Source organism: Azospirillum sp. B2RO_4 (assembly GCF_051124815.1).
Taxonomy (GTDB): Bacteria; Pseudomonadota; Alphaproteobacteria; order Azospirillales; family Azospirillaceae; genus Azospirillum.
Genome location: NZ_CP118485.1, coordinates 134,656 through 158,515, shown reverse-complemented (window position 1 = coordinate 158,515; position 23,860 = coordinate 134,656). Strand labels below are relative to the sequence as shown.

21 protein-coding genes are annotated in these 23,860 nt (G+C 64.3%); 8 read left to right on the top strand and 13 right to left on the bottom strand.

All coding sequences use genetic code 11. The features are described 5' to 3' along the window. The first annotated feature begins 39 nt into the window (after nt 1-39). Entirely contained in the window at nt 40-1,560 is a 1,521-nt protein-coding gene (gene glgA, locus PWS46_RS00630; protein WP_434616687.1) for a glycogen synthase GlgA, read from the top strand. 15 nt (nt 1,561-1,575) lie between these two features. On the opposite strand, the gene PWS46_RS00625 is transcribed toward glgA, so the two are convergent. Next, nucleotides 1,576-2,130, bottom strand: coding sequence for a DUF4760 domain-containing protein (locus tag PWS46_RS00625; protein WP_434616684.1), 555 nt, complete (start codon nt 2,128-2,130; stop codon nt 1,576-1,578). Nucleotides 2,131-2,331: 201 nt separating this feature from the next. On the opposite strand from PWS46_RS00625, the gene lepA reads away from it, so the two are divergent. Further along, nucleotides 2,332-4,134 (top strand): translation elongation factor 4, encoded by a 1,803-nt coding sequence (lepA, locus tag PWS46_RS00620; protein WP_434616681.1) that lies wholly within the window; start codon nt 2,332-2,334, stop codon nt 4,132-4,134. A 53-nt stretch (nt 4,135-4,187) separates the two neighbouring features. Here lepA and PWS46_RS00615 read toward each other — a convergent pair whose 3' ends face one another. Next, a complete protein-coding gene (locus PWS46_RS00615; protein WP_434616678.1) occupies nt 4,188-4,790 on the bottom strand; it encodes a hypothetical protein in 603 nt (200 codons plus the stop codon). 242 nt (nt 4,791-5,032) lie between these two features. Here PWS46_RS00615 and PWS46_RS00610 point away from each other — a divergent pair, with 242 nt between their 5' ends. Then, the gene (locus tag PWS46_RS00610) at nt 5,033-5,668 is read left to right on the top strand and encodes a hypothetical protein (protein WP_434616675.1); all 636 of its coding nucleotides are present in this window, start codon (nt 5,033-5,035) and stop codon (nt 5,666-5,668) included. Nucleotides 5,669-5,722: 54 nt separating this feature from the next. On the opposite strand, the gene PWS46_RS00605 is transcribed toward PWS46_RS00610, so the two are convergent. Both PWS46_RS00605 and PWS46_RS00600 read right to left on the bottom strand, forming a co-directional pair. Beyond that, nucleotides 5,723-6,811, bottom strand: a complete 1,089-nt coding sequence (locus PWS46_RS00605; protein WP_434616672.1) for an asparaginase — start codon at nt 6,809-6,811, stop codon at nt 5,723-5,725. Nucleotides 6,812-6,862: 51 nt separating this feature from the next. After that, nucleotides 6,863-7,069, bottom strand: coding sequence for a hypothetical protein (locus tag PWS46_RS00600; RefSeq protein ID WP_434616669.1), 207 nt, complete (start codon nt 7,067-7,069; stop codon nt 6,863-6,865). 174 nt (nt 7,070-7,243) lie between these two features. Here PWS46_RS00600 and PWS46_RS00595 point away from each other — a divergent pair, with 174 nt between their 5' ends. The 3 genes from PWS46_RS00595 to PWS46_RS00585 all read left to right on the top strand — a co-directional run bounded on the left by PWS46_RS00595 (nt 7,244) and on the right by PWS46_RS00585 (nt 10,957). Continuing rightward, complete coding sequence (locus tag PWS46_RS00595; RefSeq protein WP_434616666.1) at nt 7,244-8,185, top strand: LysR substrate-binding domain-containing protein; 942 nt, start codon at nt 7,244-7,246, stop codon at nt 8,183-8,185. Continuing rightward, on the top strand, nt 8,182-9,147 hold the full coding sequence (locus PWS46_RS00590; protein WP_434616663.1) for an SH3 domain-containing protein: 966 nt from the start codon (nt 8,182-8,184) through the stop codon (nt 9,145-9,147). Before PWS46_RS00595 ends, PWS46_RS00590 begins: the two co-directional genes overlap by 4 nt. Before the next feature lie 61 nt (nt 9,148-9,208). Further along, complete coding sequence (locus PWS46_RS00585; protein ID WP_434616661.1) at nt 9,209-10,957, top strand: DUF3369 domain-containing protein; 1,749 nt, start codon at nt 9,209-9,211, stop codon at nt 10,955-10,957. 45 nt (nt 10,958-11,002) lie between these two features. Here the strand turns inward: PWS46_RS00585 and PWS46_RS00580 are convergent, their stop codons facing one another. From PWS46_RS00580 to PWS46_RS00545, 8 genes are all read right to left on the bottom strand, one after another. Next, the gene (locus PWS46_RS00580; RefSeq protein WP_434616658.1) at nt 11,003-11,416 is read right to left on the bottom strand and encodes a response regulator; all 414 of its coding nucleotides are present in this window, start codon (nt 11,414-11,416) and stop codon (nt 11,003-11,005) included. Between the two features lie 370 nt (nt 11,417-11,786). Next, the gene (gene pheT, locus PWS46_RS00575) at nt 11,787-14,198 is read right to left on the bottom strand and encodes a phenylalanine--tRNA ligase subunit beta (protein ID WP_434620035.1); all 2,412 of its coding nucleotides are present in this window, start codon (nt 14,196-14,198) and stop codon (nt 11,787-11,789) included. 22 nt (nt 14,199-14,220) lie between these two features. Further along, entirely contained in the window at nt 14,221-14,790 is a 570-nt protein-coding gene (locus PWS46_RS00570; RefSeq protein ID WP_434616655.1) for a hypothetical protein, read from the bottom strand. A 38-nt stretch (nt 14,791-14,828) separates the two neighbouring features. After that, nucleotides 14,829-15,896 carry a phenylalanine--tRNA ligase subunit alpha gene (gene pheS / locus PWS46_RS00565; RefSeq protein ID WP_434616652.1) on the bottom strand — a complete coding sequence of 356 codons (1,068 nt, stop codon included), beginning with the start codon at nt 15,894-15,896 and terminating at the stop codon, nt 14,829-14,831. A gap of 133 nt (nt 15,897-16,029) precedes the next feature. Continuing rightward, nucleotides 16,030-16,401 (bottom strand): 50S ribosomal protein L20, encoded by a 372-nt coding sequence (gene rplT / locus PWS46_RS00560; protein ID WP_012975157.1) that lies wholly within the window; start codon nt 16,399-16,401, stop codon nt 16,030-16,032. 35 nt (nt 16,402-16,436) lie between these two features. Further along, entirely contained in the window at nt 16,437-16,637 is a 201-nt protein-coding gene (rpmI, locus tag PWS46_RS00555; protein ID WP_012975158.1) for a 50S ribosomal protein L35, read from the bottom strand. 1,337 nt (nt 16,638-17,974) lie between these two features. Beyond that, nucleotides 17,975-18,970, bottom strand: coding sequence for a hypothetical protein (locus tag PWS46_RS00550; protein WP_434616647.1), 996 nt, complete (start codon nt 18,968-18,970; stop codon nt 17,975-17,977). A gap of 36 nt (nt 18,971-19,006) precedes the next feature. Next, complete coding sequence (locus tag PWS46_RS00545) at nt 19,007-19,966, bottom strand: tyrosine-type recombinase/integrase (RefSeq protein ID WP_434616644.1); 960 nt, start codon at nt 19,964-19,966, stop codon at nt 19,007-19,009. Nucleotides 19,967-20,429: 463 nt separating this feature from the next. Between PWS46_RS00545 and PWS46_RS00540 the strand changes: the two genes are divergently transcribed. Together PWS46_RS00540 and ubiB are read left to right on the top strand one after the other, a co-directional pair. Continuing rightward, nucleotides 20,430-21,233 carry a class I SAM-dependent methyltransferase gene (locus PWS46_RS00540; protein ID WP_434616641.1) on the top strand — a complete coding sequence of 268 codons (804 nt, stop codon included), beginning with the start codon at nt 20,430-20,432 and terminating at the stop codon, nt 21,231-21,233. A 6-nt stretch (nt 21,234-21,239) separates the two neighbouring features. Continuing rightward, nucleotides 21,240-22,778 (top strand): 2-polyprenylphenol 6-hydroxylase, encoded by a 1,539-nt coding sequence (gene ubiB, locus PWS46_RS00535; protein WP_434616638.1) that lies wholly within the window; start codon nt 21,240-21,242, stop codon nt 22,776-22,778. 76 nt (nt 22,779-22,854) lie between these two features. On the opposite strand, the gene PWS46_RS00530 is transcribed toward ubiB, so the two are convergent. Further along, nucleotides 22,855-23,781, bottom strand: coding sequence for a 2-hydroxyacid dehydrogenase (locus tag PWS46_RS00530; protein WP_434616635.1), 927 nt, complete (start codon nt 23,779-23,781; stop codon nt 22,855-22,857). Between the last annotated feature and the right edge of the window lie 79 nt (nt 23,782-23,860).

Sequence of the window (23,860 nt, the reverse complement as noted above, 5' to 3'; positions counted from 1 at the left end):
AACAGCCTGGATCCCCGCCTCCGCGGGGATGACGGCAGTGTGAGCACCAGCCCCGCCCCTCCCGCCTTTCATCCGAGTGCCTTCCCGATGCGCGTCCTCTACGTCACGTCCGAATGCTACCCGATGGTCAAGACGGGGGGGCTGGCGGACGTGTCCGCCGCCCTGCCGCCGGCCCTGAACGCCGCCGGCGCCGATGTCCGCCTGCTGTTGCCGGGCTACCCCGCCGTTCTCAACAGCCTGCAGAACCTGCACGAGGTCGGCGACCTGATCACCGATCTGCCCGGCTGCGACCGCGCCCAGCTGTGCATCGGCCGCACCGCCGACGGCGTCCTCGCCTATGCGCTGAAGGCGCCGTCGCTGTACGACCGTCCCGGCAACCCCTATCTCGGGCCGGACGGCAAGGATTGGGCCGACAACGCCCTGCGATTCGCCGCGCTCGCCTGGGTCGCCGCCGGCTTCGCGGCGGAGGTCTCCTACGATCCCTGGTGGCGGCCCGACATCCTGCACGGCCACGACTGGCAGGCCGGGCTGATCCCCGCCTATCTGGCGCTGCGCCCCGACCGCTTCGCCGGCCCCTTCCGGCCGGGCACCGTGCTGACCATCCACAACATCGCCTATCAGGGCATCTTCGGCCCCTGGATGATGGGCGACATCGGCCTGCCCTCCTCCAGCTTCCGCATCGACGGCGTCGAGTATTACGGCAACATCAGTTTCCTGAAGGCGGGTTGCTTCTACGCCGACCGCCTGACCACGGTCAGCCCGACCTACGCCAACGAGATCCAGACGGCGGAGCACGGCACCGGCCTGCAGGGCCTGCTCGCCACCCGCTCCGACGTGCTGACCGGCATCCTGAACGGCGTCGATTACGCGGTGTGGGACCCGGCGACCGACCCGCATCTGCCCGCCCGCTACACCCCCGACGATCTGGGCGGCAAGGACGCCTGCAAGGCCGACCTGCAATCCGCCTTCGGCCTGGACCGCCGCCCCGACGCGCCGCTGGCCGCCGTGGTCAGCCGCCTGACCTGGCACAAGGGCCTGGACCTCGTGCTGGAGGCCGCCGGCCAATGGGTGTCCTGGGGCGGCCAGCTGGTGGTTCTCGGCAGCGGCGACGCCTCCAGCGAGGCCGGTTTCCGCCAGCTCGCCCAATGGCATCCGCAATCGATCGGCGTCCGCGTCGGCTATGACGAGCCGCTGTCCCACCGCATCCAGGCCGGTTCCGACCTGTTCCTGGTGCCCTCGCGCTCCGAGCCCTGCGGCCTGACCCAGCTCTACGCCCTGAAATACGGCACCCTGCCGCTTGTCCGCCGCACCGGCGGCCTAGCCGACACGGTGATCGACGCCAACCCGGCCGCCAGCGCCGACGGCAGCGCCACCGGCTTCCAGTTCGTCAACGCCACGGGGCAGGAGTTGGTGTGGGCGTTGCGCCGCGCGATGAGCGTCTACCGCAAGCCGGAGCGCTGGCACGCGATGCAACGCCGCGCCATGACGCGAGACTTCGGCTGGCACGGCCCGGCGGAGGAATATATGGAGCTGTATCGGGGGATTGGGGGGCGCGGTTGACGCCCTATCCGGGCGTTATGCCGGCACCCTCTTCCGTTCCGCCGGCAGTTCCAACCTCCCTTTGTTGTTGAGAGGCTTTCGTTTTGCGCGGATGCGGTCGCACATCTGATCGAATTCTATATAGTTATTGGAGTTCCGCTTCTGCGCATCACTGATGTAAGGATCAAGTATGCGCCTGATTCGGAGAAAATATGATCCGGACATTCTGTCTATAATATCGATATCATAAACCTCCGTCTCGACACCAACAGCCATGTGCTCGATTATCGATAGAAGTTCTTTTATATCACGCCGCTCTTCCTGATCGATATCGGGCATATTGATGACAAGATCTTTTCCAAATTTATCCTCAAGCCTCTCAACAATTGGCCGATACTTATCTCTGATGCTGTTGACATACTCGATGGTCGACTGCTTCTTCCGACGCTCGTGGTCGGCAAGATAAGCGTCGCGCATTATTCTAACCTGCTCGGCATTAAGGGTTGTTTGCTTCAACACCAGCAGCATGGCACCGAAGCCAACGACCACGCTAACAACTGAAGCGATAGACGAAACAATGATTGCATCCATAGCGATGCCCTTGGGAAACATTTTTCTAATATATATCGGTTCAAGGGAGTTGCGACCAGGGAAAATCGACCCGTGCGACAACGGCTCCCTTCTCCAACAGGTCTGCATATCGTCGACTGGCGTTTCCCTAGCCCATCGCCGTTGCGCGCGCCAAGCGTCCGCCTTATGTTCCGCGGGAAACCTTGGGACGCGCGCTTTCCGATGACTGACCTCTCGCACATCCGCAATTTCTCGATCATCGCCCACATCGACCATGGCAAGTCGACGCTTGCCGACCGGTTGATCCAGCAGTGCGGCGGCCTCGACGCGCGCGAGATGCGCGAACAGGTGCTCGACAGCATGGACATCGAGCGCGAGCGCGGCATCACCATCAAGGCCCAGACCGTCCGCCTGCTCTACAAGGCCGAGGACGGCAAGCAGTACACGCTGAACCTGATGGACACCCCCGGCCACGTCGACTTCGCCTATGAGGTCAGCCGGTCCTTGGCCGCCTGCGAGGGCTCGATCCTGGTGGTCGATGCCTCCCAGGGGGTCGAGGCGCAGACGCTCGCAAACGTCTATCAGGCGATCGACAACAACCACGAGATCATCCCGGTCCTCAACAAGATCGACCTGCCCGCCGCCGAGCCGGAGCGGATCAAGCAGCAGATCGAGGACGTGATCGGCCTCGACGCCTCCGACGCGGTCGAGATCTCGGCAAAGTCCGGCCTCAACATCGGCGCGGTGCTGGAGGCGGTGGTCAAGCGCCTGCCGCCGCCCAAGGGCGATGCCGACGCGCCGCTGAAGGCGCTGCTGGTCGACAGCTGGTACGACCCCTATCTCGGCGTCGTCATTCTGGTCCGCATCGTCGACGGCGTGCTGAAGGTCGGGCAGAAGGTGCGCTTCATGGCCGCCGGCTCCGCCCACGACGTCGACCGCGTCGGCGTCTTCACCCCGAAGGCGCTGCTGACCGGCGAGCTGCGGCCGGGCGAGATGGGCTTCATCACCGCCGCGATCAAGGACATCACCCAGACCAAGGTCGGCGACACCATCACCGACGAGCGCAAGCCGGCGACCGAAGCGCTGTCCGGCTTCAAGCCGTCCATCCCCGTGGTGTGGTGCGGCCTGTTCCCGGTCGACGCCGCCGATTTCGAGCGGCTGCGCGACAGCCTGGGCAAGCTGAAGCTGAACGACGCCAGCTTCCATTACGAGGCGGAGACGTCGGCGGCGCTGGGCTTCGGCTTCCGCTGCGGCTTCCTCGGCCTCTTGCATCTGGAGATCATCCAGGAGCGGCTGGAGCGCGAGTTCAACCTCGACCTCATCACCACCGCGCCGTCGGTGGTCTACAAGCTGACGATGACCGACGGGACGGTGCGGGACCTGCACAACCCGGCCGACATGCCCGACGTGATGCGGATCGACCACATCGACGAGCCGTGGATCAAGGCGACGATCATGCTGCCCGACGAGTATCTCGGCGGCGTCCTGCAGCTTTGCACCGAGCGGCGCGGCCAGCAGATCGAGCTGACCTATGCCGGCGCCCGCGCCATGCTGGTCTACCGGCTGCCGCTGAACGAGGTGGTGTTCGACTTCTACGACCGGCTGAAGTCGATCAGCCGCGGCTATGCCAGCTTCGACTACCAGATGGACAGCTATGAGGAAGGCGACCTCGTGAAGCTGTCGATCCTGGTGAATGCCGAGCCGGTGGACGCCCTGTCGATGATCGTCCACCGCAGCCAGTCCGAACGCCGCGGCCGCCAGCTTTGCGAACGCCTGAAGGAGCTGATCCCGCGCCAGCTGTTCAAGATCGCCGTGCAGGCCGCCATCGGCGGCAAGATCATCGCCCGCGAGAGCATCAGCGCCATGCGCAAGGACGTGACCGCCAAGTGCTACGGCGGCGACATCAGCCGCAAGCGCAAGCTGCTGGACAAGCAGAAGGAAGGCAAGAAGCGCATGCGCCAGTTCGGCCAGGTCGAAATCCCGCAGAGCGCCTTCATCGCCGCGCTCAAGATGGGCGACGAGTAAGGATACGGAAAGGCGGGCTCAAGCCCGCCTTTTTGTTTGACGGCAGGGGCCGTTCAGGGCGGGAAATCGCCCTCCTCCCAGACCGTGGCGTTGGTCCGCAGATACTGGCGGAGGTGCTTGGGATAGCTGTGCTTGGCGTCGAGGTTGATGAACAGCGGATTGGTCTGCCGCGTCTTCTGCGCCTCGTCGAGAAAGGCAAGCTGGTAGCAGAGGATCACGAATTCCGAACAGAAGACGTTCTTCACCGCCCCCTGATGTTCGGTGTGCGACAGCCGCTCCTTGTATTTCTGCAGCCGCCCGAAGGCGCCGGTGCCGAAGCCGGTGCTTCCCGCCCAGGCGAACACCGCCCTGGCCGTACCGTAGGAGGAGGAGGCCTTGTGCAGCCTCAGCGCGGTGTCCTGTACCGTCTGGGCTTGGGCGTCGCTCATCGCGCGCGGGCGAAACAGCCGCCCGGCCCCCATATTGATGACGTCGGACTTCTTGATGCCGTCGCGCGGCTGTTCGCTGCCGAAGCCGGTGGCATGGAGCACCATCCAGTCGGTCCGCACACCGCTGCTGTATCTGACCTTCTCGCCGATCACGATGGCGCAGTGCGACACCGTTCCATCGGCGATGATGATGTCGCCGGGACGATAAGCCGGGGAAAGGGACGCCATGACTGAAGCCTCGCGACTGCCGATTCTGCGAGAAGGAGACTCTCAGAAATTAGTTCGCATTTAAAGCGAACTGTGGTTTCAGCCCTGCGACCGAACTGTCTATCTGATGACAGACCTGAGAAATAGCGGCTTACCGGCGAAACAAACCTACGGCTGAGGTGTCATCTCCTGCGAAGGTGGATCACATGCCGCCGCCGGCGGCAGCGGTCTCCCCACATTCGGTTCAATTCCGGGAGGATGACATGCGCAAGTTTCTCGCCGCTGCGGTTCCGGCCCTGATGCTGATGGCCGCCGCCGCGCCGGGCCATGCCCAGAGCGGGTCCCAGGGCAGCTACAACCGGTCGGGCGCCGCCACCAACGGCACGATGGACAGCGGCGCCCGCGACGTCCAGGCCAGCCGCGCCATGATCGGTAAACGGGTGGTCCACCGCCATGGCGGGCCGGTCGCCGGCACCGTCCAGAACGTCACCACCGATGCCCAGGGCCAGACGATGGTCGAGCTGAAGCTCGCCAAGTCCGGCCAGACCATCATGCTGCCGCCGGCCTCCTTCGAACGGCGCGGCAACCGGGTCATCGTCATGCAGGACGCCCGCGAACTGCAGCAGCTCGCCCAGTACAGCAATCAGGCCAACACCGGCTACGGCAGCTCGACCGACGGAACCATGGGCGGCCAGATGGGTGGCTCCATGGGCAATATGGGCTCCGGCGCCATGAACCATGGGACCATGGACAACGATTCGATGAACCGGGGGGCCATGAACCGCGGTTCGATGAACCAAGGTTCCATGAATCAGGGCTCGATGAATCAGGGCACCATGGGCAACGGCACGATGAACCGCAGCACCATGTCGCCGAACCAGCCCGGCATGGGCCAGTAACAACCTGCCGGAGGCGGAGGGTCCAACCGGCGCCCCCCGCCTCCGGTCAGAAACTCAATCCCCGATCACCGTCAGCTCGCCCGCCTGCGGCACCGGCATCGCCGCCCTGACCGCTGCGGCGTCCAGACCGCCGGCCAGCAGGCAGACCAGCTTGGCGTAGCTCGCTTCCGGCGTCATGTCATAGGCGCCGACCGCACCCACGGCGCCCAACCCGGTTGCATAGGCGCCGGGCAGCACGGCGCCGCGCTGCACCTGGGTGTTGTCCATCAGCACGACCCCGGCCTTCACCGCCGCCGACAGCGCGTCGAGGAAGTCCGGATCGGTCGGGCCGTTGCCCTCGCCGAAGGCCAGCAGCACCGCCCCCTTCGCCGCCGGGCTGGTGCCGGTCAGCATCGCCGACACCGTGCTGGCGCGGATGCCGGGATAGAGCCACAGCATGACGACGGAGAACCCCGCCAGCGCCGCCAGCAGGGCATCCAGCGCCGCCAGCCGCCTGGACCGGTTGTCCGGCTCGGCCAGCGAAACCGCGGCATCCGGCATCGGCAGCCAATGGGGTTCGTTGCGGGCGACCACGCTGCCGACGGTGGCGAGCGGCGGGAAATTCGGCGAATCGAAGCCGGCGAAGCGGTTGGCGTCGACCTTCGACGACCGGTTGCCGCGCAGCAGCTTGGTGTCGAAATAGACGCAGACCTCCGGCACCGGCAGGGTTCCCGCCACCACGATGGCGCCGACCAGATTGGCCGGCGCGTCGCTCAGCGTGAAGGACAGCGGCACCTGCGACCCGCTGAACACCACCGGCTTCGACAGGCCGGGCAGCAGGAAGGACAGGGCCGACGCGCTGTAGGCCATGCTGTCGGTGCCGTGCAGCACGACGAAACCGTCATACTGGTCATAGACCGACAGCAGCCGCCGGGCGATCGCGACCCAGTCCGCCGGGGTCATGTTGGAGCTGTCGAGCGTGCGGTCGAACCAGTCCATGGTCCAGCCCAGATCCGGGTAATCCCGCACCCGATGATCCGAAAGGCCGGGCACCGCCAGCGCCAGCTTTTCGAACTCCGCCCCCGGCACCGGGGCCAGCGCCCCGTCGGGATTGGTCACGCACCCGATGGTGCCCCCGGTATACAGCACATAGACCCGCGACATCGCCCGTTCCTCCCGGCTTTCTTATCGGCGGCAGGATAGGCTGCCGCCCGCCTATTTCTCAAGCCACAGCCGGTCCCGCACCGATGCCGGCGCTGGCTCCGCCACCAGCGGACGGCCGAAGCCCGCAACGGCGGCCGGCACCGGGTTGTAGGCGAGACGGAAGCGCCGGGGCTCCGGCACCGCCGGCGCGGGCATGACCGGCAACTCCATCCGGGCGGCTCCAAGGACCGCACCGGTCCAGGCGGCGAACAGCGACATGATCGGACACTCCAAATGGATCGGAGACCGACAATGGGGCGCCCGCCATTCCCTTGGAAACGAATAGGCATTATGCCGTCATCACGATTCGTAATGACCCTGCTGGTGCGGATGGGGCCATTGCGGAGGACCGGGCGCTCTGCTTGAATAAGCGGCAACTTCCGGTTCCCCGCCATGCCCGCCAATCTCGACACCGACCTGCTGCGCGCCTTCGTCGCCGTCGCCGACAGCGCCAGCTTCACCCGTGCCGGCGAAAGGCTGGGCCGCACCCAGGCGGCGGTCAGCCAGCAGGTGCGTCGGCTGGAGGACACGGTCGGCAAGCGCGTGTTCGAACGCGACACCCACGGCGTGCGCATGACCCGCGACGGCGAGGTGCTGCTGGCCTATGCGCGGCGCATGCTGACCCTGAACGACGAGGTGCTGGCGCTGATGCACCGCAGCCCGACGGTGGCCAGCGTCCGCATCGGCACGCCCGACGATTACGCCACCATGCTGCTGCCGGAAATCCTGGCCCGCTTCAACGCCGCCTATCCCGACGTGATGGTCGAGGTCGTCTGCGACAACAGCCCCGATCTGGTGGCGGAGATCGACAAGGGCCGTTACGACCTCGCGCTCGTCACCCGCCATGCCGGCGAGGCCGGCGGCGAGCTGGTGCGGCGGGAGCCGGTGGCCTGGGTCGCCCCGCCGCTCGACCCCGTTCCGCCGCCGGGGCATCGCCCGGTGGAGAGCCTGGACCCGCTGCCGCTGGCGCTGTTCCCCAAGGGCTGCGTCGTGCGCGACCTCGCGGTCGCCGCGCTCGACGGCATCGGCCGCGACTGGCGCGTCGCCTTCACCAGCAAGAGCGTCGTCGCCGTCCATGGCGCGGTGATGGGCGGGCTGGGGGTGACGGCGATGGAAACCTGCACCGTGCCGCCCAGCCTGCGCCGCATCGGCGCCGCCGAGGGGTTTCCCGGCCTGCCGGACGTCGACATCGCCCTGCACCGCGCCCGCGGCACGGCGCCCAAGCCGGTGCGGCTGCTGGCCGACGCCATCCACGACCTCGTCGGCCGTCAGCTGCTGGGCCGCCGAAAGCCGGAGCCGGTTTCCCCGACGTCCGCGAAGGAAGCCGCCGAATGACCGCCGCGTCCCCGTTCCGCCCGCTGCTGCCGGTGCTCGCCATTCTCCTCGGCTGTGCAGGCACGGTTGCGGCAACCCCGCCGGTGCGGGCGCAGAGCCCGGTCGCCATCGGCGCGCCCCTGACCGGCGAGGTGGTGCTGAACCGCGACATCGAGGTGCGGATCGGCCCCAGCGAGGACGCGCGCATCGTCATGACGCTGAAGCAGGGCAAGGCGCTGAACGCGCTCGGCACCCCGCGCGGCACCTATTGGACGGAGGTCGCCATCGGCGGCCAGCCCATCGGCTATGTTCCCGCCGATTCGCTGGACCCGGCGCTGATGGTCACCGGCCGCCCGGCCATCGGCGGCGAAGGGCCGCGGGCGCACAAGCCCGGCACCAAGCCCGACTCCGGCAAACCGCCGGCCGACGCTCCCCCGCCCCACCGCAGCGCCGCCGTCGTACCGCGCGCCGCCTGGGACAAGGCGGCGCAGACCCCGGCGGAGGGCTATGTCGTCGCCGCCGGCCCGATCCACGCCACCGAGATCCTGAGCAACCGCAAGCGGCGCCCCTTCACCCTGCGCCAGGGCGACGTGGTGGCGCTGATCGGCGCCGCCAACGGCGAGGCGACTCTGGCCCTGCCCGCCGGCACCCGCGCGCTGGCGCCGGTGCAGGGGCTGGTCGGGGTGGTGGCGCCCTATCCGCTGCCCGGCATGCCGCCGGTGGAACCGGGCATGCTCTACGGCATCAAGCTGGGCGAATATGTCAGCTATTCCGAGGGTCTGCGCGCCTGGAGAGAGTTCACCGCCGGACCGGGCAGCGCCTATCGCGACCTGCCGCCGATGGTCTGGCCGGTGTTCCGCAAGGGCCGCCTGCTGTACGAGGTCGGGGTGGCGCCCTTCACCCGGCTGCAGGTCGACACCGCCTGCGGCACGTTGGCGCAACGCGGACTCGATTGCACGGTGATCGAGCTGGATACATTCTGATAGCCTTGCACCCGTGGGCCGGCCGCGCCCTTCCTCATGACCCTTTCACGATCGAAGAGCCATGACCGACGCCGACCCGACTGGACCAGAGGACGAGGCCCGAGCCGATCCGGCACCGGAAAGCGGTGACGAGGATCTGGTGTTCCTCGACGACAGCGCTCCGGATGGGACCGCCCCGGACGGGGAGCGGTGTGCGGAGGAACAGCCCGGCAGCCGATGGACCATGCTGATCGTCGACGACGAGCCGGAGGTCCATGCGATCACCAAGCTCGTCCTGTCCGACTTCGCCTACAAGGGCCGCAAGGCGCGCTTCCTCTCCGCCCATTCGGCGGCGGAGGCGCGGCGCATCCTGGCGCGGGAAAGCGACATCGCCCTGATCCTGCTCGACGTGGTGATGGAGACGGAGGACGCCGGCCTGCGGCTGGTCCACCACATCCGCGAGGAGCTGCGCAACCGCAACGTCCGCATCATCCTGCGCACCGGCCAGCCGGGGCAGGCGCCGGAACGGGCGGTGATCCTCGACTATGACATCAACGACTACAAGGCGAAGACCCAGCTGACCGCCCAGCAGCTGTTCACCACCACGGTCGCGGCCCTGCGCTCCTACGAGGACATCGTCACCATCGACGCCAACCGCCGCGGGCTGGAGAAGATCATCGAGGCGTCGTCGTCGCTGTTCCGCGCCCGCTCGATGAAGCTGTTCGCGGCGGGCGTGCTGACACAGCTGTCGGGCCTGCTGGGGGTGGGGCCGGACGCCATCCTCTGCGTGCAGCGCGGCGGCGCCGGCGCGGCCGGCTGCACGCCGTCGGGGTGCGCCCCGTCGGCAAGCGCCGACGGCCTCTATGTGCTGGCCGGGTCCGGGCGGTTCGAGGCGCTCATCAACGAACCAGCCGCCGGCCATGTCGACCCGGCGGTGCTGGACGCGGTGACCGCCTGCCTGGAAAAACAGGCGCATGGCTATGCCGGCGACCATTGCACGCTCTACATCCGCACCCCGAACGACCGCGAGACGGTGGTCTATCTGCGCTCCAACCGGCCGCTGTCCGACCTCGACCGCAAGCTGATCGAGGTGTTCTGCGGCAAGATCTCCGTCGGTTTCGACAACCTGCACCATTACGAACAGCTCTACCGCGCCCAGCAGGGCACGCTGGCAGCGCTGGCCGATCTGGCCGAACGCGGCCGCGGCGCGCTGGGCACGGACGGCCCGGCAGCGGAGAAGGCGGCGGAAGGGGAGCGCTTCAGCCGCTCGCTGCGCATCGCCGCGATCACCGAACGGATCGCCCGACGCCTGCATGCCGACGGCCTGTTCCCCGAGTCGCTGGACGAATCGACGCTGGAGATCATCGGGCTTGCCGCCATCCTGCACGACATCGGCAACGCCGCGGTCGATCCGGACATCCTGGCGAAGCCCGGCCCGCTCGACCCGGCGGAACGCAGCGCCATGCAGACCCACACGCTGGCCGGCGCCGCCCTGCTGCACCAGGCCAGCCATCTGGCCGACGGCCCGACTCATCTGCATCTGGGGGCGGCGGTGGCGCGCTGGCATCACGAGAACTGGGACGGCACCGGCTATCCCGACGGCCGCACCGGGGCGGCGATCCCGCTGTGCGCCCGCATCGTCGCCGTTGCCGACGCCTATGACGCGATGACGCGCGACCGTCCCTATCGTCCGGCCCTGGGCCGTGCCCAAGCCGTGGAGGAAATCCGCCGGCTGGCCGGCCTGCGCTTCGATCCGGCGGTGGTCGATGCCTTTCTCGCCGTATTGCCGGAGATCGACGGGCCCGGTTCCGGGGCAGGCACGGCGGTCTGACGGGCGGCCTGACGGGCGAGTTGCCGCAACCCTACTCCTGCAGCGTTACCGGCTGCAAAGCGCCTCGACCGCCTCGCGCAGCGGCCCGACCTGCACCGGCTTCAGCAGCAGCTGGCAGCCCATAAGCTCGGCCTCGTCGCGCCGTTCGGGCGTGCTGTCGCCGGTCAGGATGATCGCCGGGATCTGCTGCCCGGTTTCGGCACGGACGCGCTCCACCACCTCCCGCCCGGTACGGCCGGCCGGCAGGTAATGGTCGGCGATGATCAGGTTCGGTGCCCGGTCCAGACCGCCGAGCTGGGCCTCCAGCGCCGCGGCGCTCAGCGCCTTCACCACCTCGTAGCCCCAGCCGTCCAACAGGATCGCCAGCCCCTCGACAATCGAGCGGTCGTCGTCAATCACCAGGATCAGTGGCCTGACGGACTCCGGTTTGGTTGCCAGACCGTCTGTAGGATCAGCCATTGATTTCTCCCGCTCCGTCGCTTGCACCAGATTGGACATCGGACATGCCAAGGCAATGCAAGCGCCGCCTGTGGCCTAACCGTGACATCGGACGCATCATGGGCTCACCTGAGGCAAACAATCTCAAGGTCCAATCTTCCCACAAAATATTGCGCCGCCGTCAAACACTGAATTGGGACAATTAGCATCAGGACTTTCCCTTAGCGAATGCACTCGAGACTCTTCAATCAGCGATTCATCATATGATTGGGCAATCGGCGGTTTGAAAAGGCCCTTTCGTGACTCCTTCGGCGAGGACAAAAAAAAGAGCCTCCGCCGAGCGGAGGCTCACTTCCTGAATGCAAAGAATTTCTACTTTCGGGCGATTTTCTCAGGCGCGAAGATTTCCGCCGGTCGCCTTGACCACCGCCGCGACGATTTTCTGGCCGACAGCCTCGATCGCCTCATCGGTCAAGGTTGCGGTTGTCGGCTGGTAAGTGACCGACACGGCGACCGACTTCCGCCCCTCACCCACGCCCGGCCCCTCATAGACGTCGAACACCGCGACATCCTTGACCAGCGCCTTGTCGGCACCCTTCACGGCGCGGAGGATCTTGTCGGCCTCCACCTTGCGGTCGACGACGAAGGCGAAATCGCGCTCCACCGGCTGGAAGGCGGAGAGCTGGACCATCGGCTTGGCGGTGCCGCCCTTCTTCTTGGGCAGCGGCACGGCGTCCAGCATCACCTCGAAGCCGACGACCGGACCCTTGACGCCCAGCGTCTCCAGCACCGACGGATGGATCTCGCCGAAGCGGGCCATCACGGTGGGGCCGAGTCGCAACACGCCGGAACGGCCGGGATGGTACCAGCCCGGCGCGTCGGTGGTGACCTGCAGGTTGCCGGCGGGGGCGCCGACCGACTCCAGAACCGCCAGTGCGTCGGCCTTGGCGTCGAACACGTCGACGCCGCGCGCCTTCTCCGCCCAATGGCGCGGCACCGCCGCCCCGGCGCGGATGCCGGCCGCGACCGTATCCTGCCCGTCCGGCGCCGGGCTGCGGAAGGCGGCGCCGACTTCGAACAGCCGCACGTCGGCATAGCCGCGGTCGGCGTTGCGGCCGGCGGCCTGGATCAGGTTGGGCAGGATCGACGGACGCATGACGTCCAGGTCGCTGCTGATCGGGTTGACCAGCCGCAGGCCGGCCTCGCCGCCGCCGAACAGTTCGGCGACCGTGCCGGACAGGAAGGACCAGGTCACCGCCTCCGACAGGCCGCGGGCGGCCAGCGTCCGCTTGGCCAGCGCGACGCGGCGCTGCTTCAGCGTCAGGGCCGGCCGGGTCAGCACCGTCTCGCGCGGCAGCGGCGTCGCCGGGATGGCGTCGAAGCCGTGGACGCGCAGCACCTCCTCGACCAGATCGGCCTCGCCATGGACATCGGCGCGCCAGGACGGAACGCCGACGCGCAGCCGGCCCTCCTCGTCCTCGCCCTCGATGGTGAAGCCCAGATCCATCAGGATCTGCACTTGACGGTCGCGCGGCAGATCGACGCCGCCCAGCGCCGCGACCCGGCCGGCACGCAGGGTCAGGCTGCGCTTCCACTCCGGTTCCGCCCCGGCGACCACCAGTTCCGACGGCTCGCCGCCGCACAGTTCCAGGATCAGGCGGGTGGCGCGCTCCATGCCGGCGAAGACCGCCGCCGGATCGACGCCGCGCTCGAAGCGGTAGCGCGCATCCGAATCGATGCCCAGCCGGCGGCCGGTCTGCGCCGTGCGCACCGGATCGAACAGCGCGGCCTCGACGAAGACGTTGACGGTCGCCTCGGTGCAGCCGGTCGGCTCGCCGCCGACGATGCCGGCCAGAGCCTCCGCCCGCTCGTCGTCGGCCACCACGGTCATGGCGCCGTCCAACGCGTATTCCTTGCCGTTCAGCGCCGCCAGCGTCTCACCCTCGCGCCCCATGCGGACGGTGATGTTGCCCTTGACCGTGTCGGCGTCGAAGACGTGCAGCGGACGGGCGGCGTCGAAGGTCAGGTAGTTGGTGATGTCGACCAGCGCCGAGATCGGGCGCAGGCCGATCGACACCAGCTTGTCCTGCAGCCACTTCGGCGACGGGCCGTTCTTCACGCCGCGGATGAAGCGGCCAACGAACAGCGGGCAGGCCTCGGGCACATCGATGCTCACCCCGACCGGGCTGGCGAAGGCCCCCGCGACCGGGGTGGTGTCGAGATGCCCGGCGGTCAGCGGCTTCAGCGTGCCCATGCCGGCGGCGGCAAGGTCGCGGGCGATGCCGCGTACCCCGGCGCAGTCGGCGCGGTCGGGCGTCAGGTTGATGTCGATGACCGGATCGTTCAGCCCGGCATAGTCGGCGAAGCCGGCGCCGACGGGGGCGTCGTCCGGCAGCTCGATGATGCCCTCATGCTCGTCCGACAGCTTCAGCTCGCGCTTGGAGCACATCATGCCGTTCGACTCGACGCCACGGATGACGCCCTTCTTCAGCGTGATGTCGGAACCGGGGACATAGGTCCCCTCCGGCGCGAAGACGCCCTTCATGCCGGCCCGCGCGTTGGGGGCGCCGCAGACCACCTGCAGGATGCCGGCGCCGGTATCGACCATCAGCACGCGCAGCTTGTCGGCGTCCGGGTGCTTCTCGGCCGAGACGACATGGGCGACGCGGAAGGGCGCCAGTTCCTTCGACCGGTCATGGACGCCTTCCACCTCCAGCCCGAGGGCGGTCAGCTTCTCCGTGATCTGGTCGAGCGACGCGTCGGTCTCCAGATGGTCCTTCAGCCAGGACAGCGTGAACTTCATCATTGATCTCCCGATGCGCACATTACTTGACGCTCCCAAGAAGCACGAACACATCTGTCGCGGAATACGCTCCAAATCCAAACAACAAAATCGGAACGAACTGAAAAATCAAAGTGACCATCATAATAATCCCAGACCGATTACTAACTCCGTCATCCAAGCCCTTACAATACTCCGTATGTATTTTTTCTATCTCAGAAAAATCTTTTGCTCTAAGCGCCTTTTCCATTAAATTTTTGTACCGCTCCGTCGATGTCTGGTGAGAAATCCATGCGAAAAAGGTAGCCAGAGCCACTATGACGCAGCCCCAACAAAAGAGCTGCATCGACAAAGTCAGCGAGTGAGAAATAACCGAAACGTTTACCGAGTGATCTTTGATCAGAGATGCAGAAAATGTCAGAAGGGAAACAACTCCCGCGCCATTCATGATGAATGTCGTCTTAAAGGAATTTTGCCAGAATAAGCTTCTGGAAGATTCCTTCTCTCTCATCGATTTTGCATAATCCTCGAGAAAAAATCTTTTTGCCTCCCAAAGCTCTTTTCTTAATTCCGCTTCCAATTCCGCTGACGATTTTTTGCTCTCATCACTCATAATGCGCCCCCCAGGCACTTCAATGTCTCACACTGCTCTCAGCGCGTCAGGCCGTGGGCGATGTTGGGAATGTCGAGGGAGGCGAAGCCGTAATGCTTCAGCCAGCGCAGGTCGGCGTCGAAGAAGGTGCGCAGGTCGGGGATGCCGTATTTCAGCATGGCGACGCGCTCGACCCCCATGCCGAAGGCGAAGCCCTGATACTTGGTGCTGTCGATGCCGCAGGCTTCCAGCACATTCGGGTGGACCATGCCGCAGCCGAGGATCTCCAGCCAGTCGCCGTAATTGCCCAGCTTCAGCTCGCCGCCCTTGCGCGAGCAGCCGATATCGACCTCCGCCGACGGTTCGGTGAAGGGGAAGAAGCTGGGGCGGAAGCGCAGCGGCAGGTCGTCCACGTCGAAGAAGGCGCGGCAGAACTCCACGAGGCAGCCCTTCAGGTGCCCCATGTTGGTCGCCTCGTCAATGACCAGCCCCTCGATCTGGTGGAACATCGGGGTGTGGGTCATGTCGTAGTCGGAGCGGTAGGTGCGCCCCGGCGCGATGATGCGGATCGGCGGCTTGTTGTTCAGCATGGTGCGGACCTGCACCGGGCTGGTGTGGGTGCGCAGCAGCATCTTCTTCTCATCCGCGTCGGGCAGATAGAAGGTGTCGTGCATGTCGCGCGCCGGGTGGCCGGGCGGGAAGTTCAGGGCGGTGAAATTGTGGAAATCGTCCTCGATGTCCGGCCCTTCGGCGACCGAGAATCCCATCTCGGCGAAGATGGCGATCATCTCGTCCATCGTCTGGCTGATCGGATGGATGCGCCCTTCGGTTTCCGGACGCACCGGCAGGGTGACGTCGACCCGTTCGGCCTCCAGCCGCGCCTTCAGGTGGGCGGCGGCGAGGTCGGCCTTGCGCGCGTCGATGGCGGCGGCGATCTCGTCCTTCAGCGCGTTCAGCGCCTGACCGCGCTCCTTGCGCTCGTCGGGGGTGAGGTTCCCCAGCTCCTTCATGAAGCCGGTGATGCGCCCCTTCTTGCCGAGCGCGGAGACCCGCACCTCGTCCAGCGCCGAAAGGTCGGCGGCGGCGTTGACCTGCGACAGAAGTTCGTCTTTCAGCGCGTCGAGCATGGCGGTTCCCGGCAAGCGTGGGGAAAAATCGGTGCAAACAGAAAAAGGGAGCCGGCCCAGCGGCCCGGCTCCCTTCTCTTACAACTGACGCCGTGACGGCAAGCGTTCCCTTATGACAGGGAAGCGCGAGGCGTTACGCGGCGGCCTTGGAGGCGAGCGCGGCCTGGGCCTTGTCCACCAGGGTCTTAAAGGCCTCCGGCTCGCGCGCGGCCAGATCGGACAGGACCTTGCGGTCGATCTCGATGCCGGCCAGCTTGATGCCGTTGATGAAGCGCGAGTAGGTCAGGCCGTACTGACGGACGCCGGCGTTGATGCGCTGGATCCACAGGCCGCGGAAATCGCGCTTCTTATTGCGGCGGTCGCGGTAGGCGTAACGAAGCGCCTTTTCGACCTTCTCGATCGCAATGCGGAAATTCTTGGAATTGCGACCCCGGTAGCCCTTGGCGAGCTTCAGGATCTTGCGGTGACGGGCGTGCGTCGTGACGCCGCGCTTAACACGAGCCATGGTTCAGTCCTTCCGAATTCTTCGATGTGCCGAGATCAGGCGTTGCGCAGCCAGTTCTTCAGCACCGTGCGGGCGTTGGAGTCGCACAGGGTCATCATGCCGCGCGCGTTGCGCTTCATGTTCGGGGACTTCTGTTCCAGGCAGTGGCGCTTGTAGGCGGCCTGAGCGCGGACCTTACCCGTGGCGGTCACCTTGAAGCGCTTCTTGGCGCCGCTCTTCGTCTTCAGCTTGGGCATTTTCGTTTCCTAGGTGGAAATGAGGCGGAATTTCCAGCGGACGGTTGGGCATGCCCTGAGCCATACGGCCCGGCCTCGCCGCCCGTGGAAGGATGCGCTTATACGCGCGGGGACGGCGGGATGCAAGGGGGATGTGGGCTGAGTTTTTCCTGATACCCACGGAAACTTCAGGAGGTGCCAAGGGTTCGGCAGGCGGCGGAAAGCCGGTCCATTTGGCGAAAAAGACACACCTAGGAGCGAAGAGTATCAACAGATGTTAGCCCTTGAGGATACATCAGATTTCTGGCAGCATACCGTAAGGTAATGTGCGTTGGCACATTTTTCTCTTTAACTCTCTAGATGATAACTAGGAATTATGCTTAATAAGCCATTTTCTTACGGATGGGGCATGGTCACACTTGCGGCCGTGATTCCTATCATTTTTTCGGTTTCCGCCGGATTATCTATTGACGGCTTGTCAATAAATGAGCTTTCTAGCCATGTCTCCTTTAGATCATATGATGATATGTCCTACATATTTTCATATTTTTCATTTGGGACAATGCATGTAATATTGTGCATTTCTGTTACATTTTATGTCTATGACATCATGAGAAATTCTTCAAGCGTATTTATCTACAGAAGTTTTATTAAAAATCATTCTGCTTCATTCTTATCTGCATCACTCATTTTTTCAGCAATAGTAATTTTTTTCGATACACCTTTAAAAATACTATCATGCGACATTTTATGGATCGGGCTTAACCGCATATCTTCAAATAGCATATTGTTCGAAAGTATTTTTCAAATCAAATTTTCTTATTTATATATCGATTTCAAGATATTCAACATTATCCCCATATCATTGGTTGTAGCAGCTTTTCTTCCAGCGTCTGCCATAATGATGACCGTCCCGCACATGGTTGCGAAGATGGATGTCAATCCAAAACTCAATATAGAAGAGATTGCAGAATCATTTCTGAAAAATTTTGACATTGTTTATTATATGATGGTATCCATACTGATATCATCTTCAATAGCTACTTATTTATATCTGAGAACCTCCTATGCATCGATCAATGAGAAATTATCATTTCAGTATTCTAACTTGGTAAACTCTGTATTCTCAATGTGGTGTATTGTATATTTCCTCATTTTGTTATCAGTTCTCCTTGTTTCTTATGCAATGGTTTCCATTAGAATATCAAAAGCGTCCAGGAGTGTGGATATCATAATTGACACGAGAAGGCTTGCAGACGTAAGGGCATTGATGAGCATTCATTTTATGATAAAGCGTAAGTCCTCACTGTTTGCTAGCTCATTTTCTCCGATAATACTACTATTCTTGAAAAACGCTGTTAGTTGATGCTTAAATTCAATTTAAGTTCTGCTATACAGACTTTGATTCCGGCGCTTGCGCACCAAGCGTAAGTCGGCCTTGAATGATCGAGCGCGCCTCGCCTACGAGCGATCTCTATATTGAGTGGAATTGATGATGTTGCGGTGTTTCCATATTCACCGAAGTAATTTACAATTTTGGGGTGGAAGCTCAACAGGTCGCTTAGTTTCTCAAAAGATCGCGTGTACGAATGCGGCACAAGATTAATTCTTTTCCCTTTTAAAAATTTATTTAAAATTGATATGCTTTTCAAGGCGGCAACTTTTGACATTTCATTATAATGAGCATGAAACTCTTCCTCATCAAAGATAAACGATGAGTTCCATAGGAAGTTATTATAATTTCTATATGGCACGGTGCAGAGCTCTGCTCCGCTAGGCAACTCCACCCTGATGCCTTGAGTAGAGGGCGCATCCATTTTTACCAGAGTTAGGGTGCAAGCCTCTCCGAGAGTTAGAGCTGGAAGTTTATATTTTAGCTGGGTGTGGCTTGAGATATTAAAGCATTTCGGATAGACAGCCCCATTCCTTCCCATCGGAAATTCATGGGATATAATAAGGGCGTACCCCTCTTGTTTATTTAGGCAAAATTTTTCAATAATATTCAACGAGGTTAGCCACCCCATACACCCGTCTGATATGTCAAAGGCGTACTCTGGCGCAACATTGTTAATTCCACAAAATATTGATGCATGGGCTGGTTCGGCGAAGTACTTTGAAGCACTACAATATATTACGATTTTTATGTCTCTTCTATCGATATGGCGAAACATTCGGGCGGCAGTCTCTTGAAGGACGTGCTGAGGCTCTCTATCGGTTGCCCGCCAAAATCGTTGAACTGCGCCTGACGCATCGAAAAAGCTCTCAATTTCTTCCTGCATTGAGCTAGGCAGTTTTTTTGAATTCGCGTTCAGCAATTCAAATACGTCTGCATTCGAAATCAGTGAGGTTGGCAATCCAACCTCGATTCGCTCAATTCTCATAATTCCTAGTTATCGTCGTAGCGCCCGCATCCCCTCCGCTGCCCTGACCACCGCCGCCCGCAGGCTGGCATCCGTCACCGTCGTGTAGATTTCCGTCGTCGAAATGCTCTGGTGCCCCAGCAGGCGCTGGACGAAGCGGATGTCGACTCCGTTCTCCAGCAGCCGCGTCGCCGCCGTGTGGCGCAGCATGTGCGGAGTGACGCGGCGGGACAGTTGCGCCTCCTCGCCGATCTGACGAATCAACAAGCGGAGATGCTGGGTGGACGCCGGCCCGCCCGTTCCCGTCATCAGGAACCGGTCGTGGTCACGCCGCCGCGCGCCCGTCACACCCTGATAAGCCGTCACCAGCGCCGTCACCGCGTCGTCGGGCAGGAACACCCGCCGCTGGCGGCTGCCCTTGCCGACGATGGTGATGACGCGGCCGGTCAGGTCCACATCCTCCACCCGCATGCCGGCCAGTTCCCCCACGCGCAACCCCGTGGCCAGCAACACCTCCACCGCCACCAGCGCCGTGAAGGCGTCATGGTCGGCCTTGCGGGCGGCACGCAGAGCCTTCACTTCGGTAACCCGCCCGGCGATCCCCGCCCCGGCGAGAGCGGCGGCCCGCAGGCGGCGCACCTCGTCGTCGGTCAGGTTGCGCGGCAGGCGGCGCGGCAGGCGGATGCGGGCGTCCAGCCGGTGGAAGGGGCTGATCTCGATCACCTCGTCCAGCTCAAGCCAGCGGAACATCACCTTGAGGCAGGCGATCCGCCGTTTGACGCTGGTTTCCTTCAGCCGCCGCACCTCGAACAGGTGGCTGAGATAGCGGCGCAGCAATGGGCGGTCCACGACCGCCACCGCCGTCGCGGGGCTGGCAAACCGCTCGAACTCGGCCAGATCGATGGTGTAGGCGCGCAGGCTGTGGGGCGACAGGTTCTTGGCAACCCGGCAATGGGTCAGGAATTCGGCGCAAGCTTCAGCAAGAGTCATGCCGATCCACCAGAGGCTCCCACCCACGGCCACGACAGCCACAGGAATACGGGCGTATGTTATTCCCGGCAGTCAGTAGGCCAGCCCCCGGTGAATGGCAAGCACGGCCGGCGCCTCCAGGCTCATCGGCCTGCATGATAACGAAGCCGCACAGTCCGGAATTCGCCCCATCCTTTCCCGTCGGCCGCCCCCGTGATAGGATTGATTGCCTACACCCCCAGGAGATCTCAACGGCGATGGAACATCACCGGGAAACTGTTTCACCCTGTTCCATCACCCGGCAGACCGCCGACCTGCCGCCGAACCGCACCCCATGGAACAGTCTCCGAAACCTGTTCCAAGATGTTCCATCCTCCGCCTCCCCCACAACCGGCCCCACCCGTCCTACGCCATTCGCCGCAGCGCCTTCCGCATTGCACGCCCCCGCTGGCGCATGGCCCCTGCCCGCGCTATCTTCCCGGCCATGAGCGACCGCACCCCCCCATCCTCCGCCGACCCGCAAAAGCCTGTCTCCGGTGCCCCCGCGTCCGGTGCCGAAGGCAACTGGTTCGGCTTCACCCCCGTCGATCCGTCCGCCAAGTCCGGGCTGGTCCGCGCCGTCTTCGACAGCGTGGCGACCAACTACGACCTGATGAACGACCTGATGTCGGGCGGCATCCATCGGCTGTGGAAGGACACGCTGATGGAGATGGTGGCGCCGAAGCCGGACATGACCCTGCTGGACGTGGCCGGCGGCACCGGCGACATCGCCTTCCGCTTCCTGAAGAAGGGCGGCGGGGCGGCGGTGGTCTGCGACATCACCGAGGCGATGGTCCGGGTCGGCCGCGACCGCGCCATCGACCGCAACATCCTGTCCGGCGTGCAATGGACGGTCGGCGACGCGGAACGGCTGCCCATCGCCCCGCGCTCGGTCGACGCCTATACCATCGCCTTCGGCCTGCGCAACGTCACCCGCATCGACGAGGCGATCAAGGAGGCCCACCGCGTCCTGAAGCCGGGCGGCAAGTTCTATTGCCTGGAGTTCAGCCACGTCGTCCTGCCGGTGCTGCGCGAACTGTACGACGTCTATTCCTTCCAGGTTCTGCCCTTCATGGGCCGCGTGGTGGCGAAGGACGAGGCGAGCTACCGCTATCTGGCCGAGAGCATCCGCCGCTTCCCGCAGCAGGCCGATCTGGCGAAGCGGATCGAGGCCGCCGGCTTCGGCGCCGTGCGCGTGCGCAACCTGTCGGGCGGAATCGCCGCCATCCATTCCGGCTGGCGGATTTAAGATCCCGTGTTCCGCATCCTGCGCAACCTGATCCGGATGGCCGTGATCGGCCGGACGGTCGCCCGTCACGATGCCCTGCCCACCAGCCTGCTCGGCACCGCCCCCGGCCTGCTGTGGCTGTGGCGCCGCGTCGCCCGCAAGGACGTGCCCGGCCGCGAGGGCGAGCGGCTGGCCCGCGCCCTGGCCGAACTCGGCCCGACCTACATCAAGCTGGGGCAGCTGCTGTCCACTCGCTCCGATCTGGTCGGCGAGCGGATGGCCGTCGATCTGGCCGAACTGCAGGACAAGCTGCCGCCCTTCCCCGCCCATCAGGCCCGCGCCATCATCGAGGCGGAGTTCGGCCAGCCGGTCCATGCCCTGTTCCAGAGCTTCGACGACAAGCCGGTCGCCGCCGCCTCCATCGCGCAGGTGCATTTCGCCGTCACCGCCGACGGGCAGGAGGTGGCGGTCAAGGTGCTGCGTCCGGGGATCGAGCAGGCCTTCGAGCGCGACATCGACCTGTTCTACCGGCTGGCGGCGCTCGCCCAATGGGTGCTGCCCCGGCTGAAGCGGCTGCGCCTGACCGAAATCGTCGACACCTTCGCCCGCACCTCCCGGCTGGAGATGGACCTTCGGATGGAAGCCGCCGCCGCGTCGGAGCTGGCGTCGAACTTCAAGGACGATGAAACCTTCAACGTGCCGAAGGTCGATTGGGAGCGCACCGGCGGCCGGGTGCTGACGCTGGAGCGCATCCGCGGCTTCAAGGTGGACGAGCCGGCCCGCATCTCCGCCGCCGGTTTCGACCGCGACGAGATCCTGGCGATGGCCTCGGCCAGCTTCTTCAACCAGGTCTTCCGCGACGGCTTCTTCCACGCCGACCTGCATCCCGGCAACCTGTTCATCAACGAACGGGGCACCATCACCGCCGTCGATTTCGGCATCATGGGCCGGCTGGACCGCGAGACGCGCTATTATCTCGCCGACATGCTGATCGGCTTCCTGACCGGCGACTACCGCCGCGTCGCCATCGTGCATTTCGAGGCCGGCTACGTCCCGCGCCACCAGTCGATCGAGATCTTCACCCAGGCCTGCCGCGCCATCGGCGAGCCGTTGCAGAACAAGCCGCTGGCCGACATCTCGGTCGGCCGGCTGCTGGCCCAACTGTTCGCCGTCACCGAACAGTTCGAGATGGAAACCCAGCCGCAGCTGCTCCTCCTGCAGAAGAGCATGCTGACGGCCGAGGGCGTCGGCCGGCTGCTGAACCCCAACATCAACATGTGGGAATTGGCCCGCCCGCTGATCGAGGAATGGATGCGCGAGAATCGCGGGCCGGAGGCGCAGTTCATCAACGATGCCGGCGCCATCCTGTCCACCGTCCGCCGCATCCCCGCCCTGGTCGGCGAGGCGGAGCGGGTGACCCGCGACATCGCGGAGGGTGGCGTGCGCCTGCACCCGCAGACCGTCCGCCAGATGCTGAACGGCTGGGAGTCCCGCCGCCGCTCGGACCGCATCGCCCTGTGGGTGATCGCGGCCCTGCTGGCGGTGATCGCGGTGCAGATGCTGTAAGGGCCGCGACTGCACCAACGCCCCAACGGCACTTTTGTCGGCCGCGGGGATGACGGCCGAGAGAGTGGCTTTTTCCTCAATACCCCCGGCTGCGGTCCACCAGATTGGGCAGCGGCCGGCCGTCGCGGAGCGCCTTTACCGCGTCGGCCACCTGCACCGCACAGCGCGACGGGTGGGTGATCCCGGCGACATGGGGGGTGATGCGGACCTTGGGATGACGCCAGAGCGGATGATCGGCCGGCAGCGGCTCCGTCACGAAGACATCCAGGCTGGCGCCGTGCAGATGCCCGCTCTCCAGCGCGTCGAGCAGATCCGACTCGACCAGATGCCCGCCGCGGGCGGCGTTGATGACCACCGCCCCCTTGGGCAAGGCGGCGAACAGCGACGCATCCATGATCCCGCGCGTCTCGTCGGTCAGCGGCAGCAGGCAGACGAGAAAATCGCACTGCGGCAGCATCGCCGCCAGCCCGTCGGGACCGGAGAAGCTCTCCACCCCGTCGATGTTCTTCGGGCTGCGGCTCCACCCCATCAGCCGGTACTCCAGCGTCCGCAACGTGCGGGCCGACGCCGCCCCCAGCTCGCCCAGCCCCAGGAAGCCGACCGTCACCTCGGAGGCCGGGCGATGGTCCCGCTGTTCCCAGCGCGCCTCGGCCTGGAGAGCGGCATAGCCGTCCATCAACCGGTGCCAATACAGAACCTGGAAGGCCACATAGCCGGCCATGTCGACCGTCAGCCCGTCCGCCACCATGCGGACCAGCGGCACCTCGGGCAGGGTCTGATCCTGCAGGATCGGCTCCACCCCGGCACCCAGCGAGACGATCAGCTTCAGGTTGGGCAGCGTCGCCAGCATGCCGGCCGGCGGCTTCCACACCACAGCGACATCGATGTCGGCGGCGTCGCCGGTCTCGGGCCAGACGCGCATCTCCACGCCGGGAAGATGGCGGGCGATTTCCCGGCGCCAATCCTCGGCGCTGTCGCTGGCGGAGCAGAACAGAAGCGTCACGGCCGAACCCCTGCTATCAAGAGATCATGTTGGGGTGCGAACGATAGCGCCTTTCCCGAACCGCGCAAGGAAGCAAGCC

Bases quoted from the DNA above. Each gene is read 5' to 3' on its own strand.
- PWS46_RS00580 (WP_434616658.1), bottom strand. From the start codon at position 11,416: ATGGCTGATCCTACAGACGGTCTGGCAACCAAACCGGAGTCCGTCAGG.
- PWS46_RS00615 (WP_434616678.1), bottom strand. From the start codon at position 4,790: ATGGCGTCCCTTTCCCCGGCTTATCGTCCCGGCGACATCATCATCGCC.
- PWS46_RS00625 (WP_434616684.1), bottom strand. From the start codon at position 2,130: ATGGATGCAATCATTGTTTCGTCTATCGCTTCAGTTGTTAGCGTGGTC.
- rplT (WP_012975157.1), bottom strand. From the start codon at position 16,401: ATGGCTCGTGTTAAGCGCGGCGTCACGACGCACGCCCGTCACCGCAAG.
- PWS46_RS00605 (WP_434616672.1), bottom strand. From the start codon at position 6,811: ATGTCGCGGGTCTATGTGCTGTATACCGGGGGCACCATCGGGTGCGTG.
- lepA (WP_434616681.1), top strand. From the start codon at position 2,332: ATGACTGACCTCTCGCACATCCGCAATTTCTCGATCATCGCCCACATC.
- PWS46_RS00570 (WP_434616655.1), bottom strand. From the start codon at position 14,790: ATGAGTGATGAGAGCAAAAAATCGTCAGCGGAATTGGAAGCGGAATTA.
- PWS46_RS00600 (WP_434616669.1), bottom strand. From the start codon at position 7,069: ATGTCGCTGTTCGCCGCCTGGACCGGTGCGGTCCTTGGAGCCGCCCGG.
- PWS46_RS00595 (WP_434616666.1), top strand. From the start codon at position 7,244: ATGCCCGCCAATCTCGACACCGACCTGCTGCGCGCCTTCGTCGCCGTC.
- PWS46_RS00585 (WP_434616661.1), top strand. From the start codon at position 9,209: ATGACCGACGCCGACCCGACTGGACCAGAGGACGAGGCCCGAGCCGAT.
- PWS46_RS00590 (WP_434616663.1), top strand. From the start codon at position 8,182: ATGACCGCCGCGTCCCCGTTCCGCCCGCTGCTGCCGGTGCTCGCCATT.
- pheS (WP_434616652.1), bottom strand. From the start codon at position 15,896: ATGCTCGACGCGCTGAAAGACGAACTTCTGTCGCAGGTCAACGCCGCC.
- PWS46_RS00540 (WP_434616641.1), top strand. From the start codon at position 20,430: ATGAGCGACCGCACCCCCCCATCCTCCGCCGACCCGCAAAAGCCTGTC.
- pheT (WP_434620035.1), bottom strand. From the start codon at position 14,198: ATGAAGTTCACGCTGTCCTGGCTGAAGGACCATCTGGAGACCGACGCG.
- rpmI (WP_012975158.1), bottom strand. From the start codon at position 16,637: ATGCCCAAGCTGAAGACGAAGAGCGGCGCCAAGAAGCGCTTCAAGGTG.
- PWS46_RS00545 (WP_434616644.1), bottom strand. From the start codon at position 19,966: ATGACTCTTGCTGAAGCTTGCGCCGAATTCCTGACCCATTGCCGGGTT.
- PWS46_RS00610 (WP_434616675.1), top strand. From the start codon at position 5,033: ATGCGCAAGTTTCTCGCCGCTGCGGTTCCGGCCCTGATGCTGATGGCC.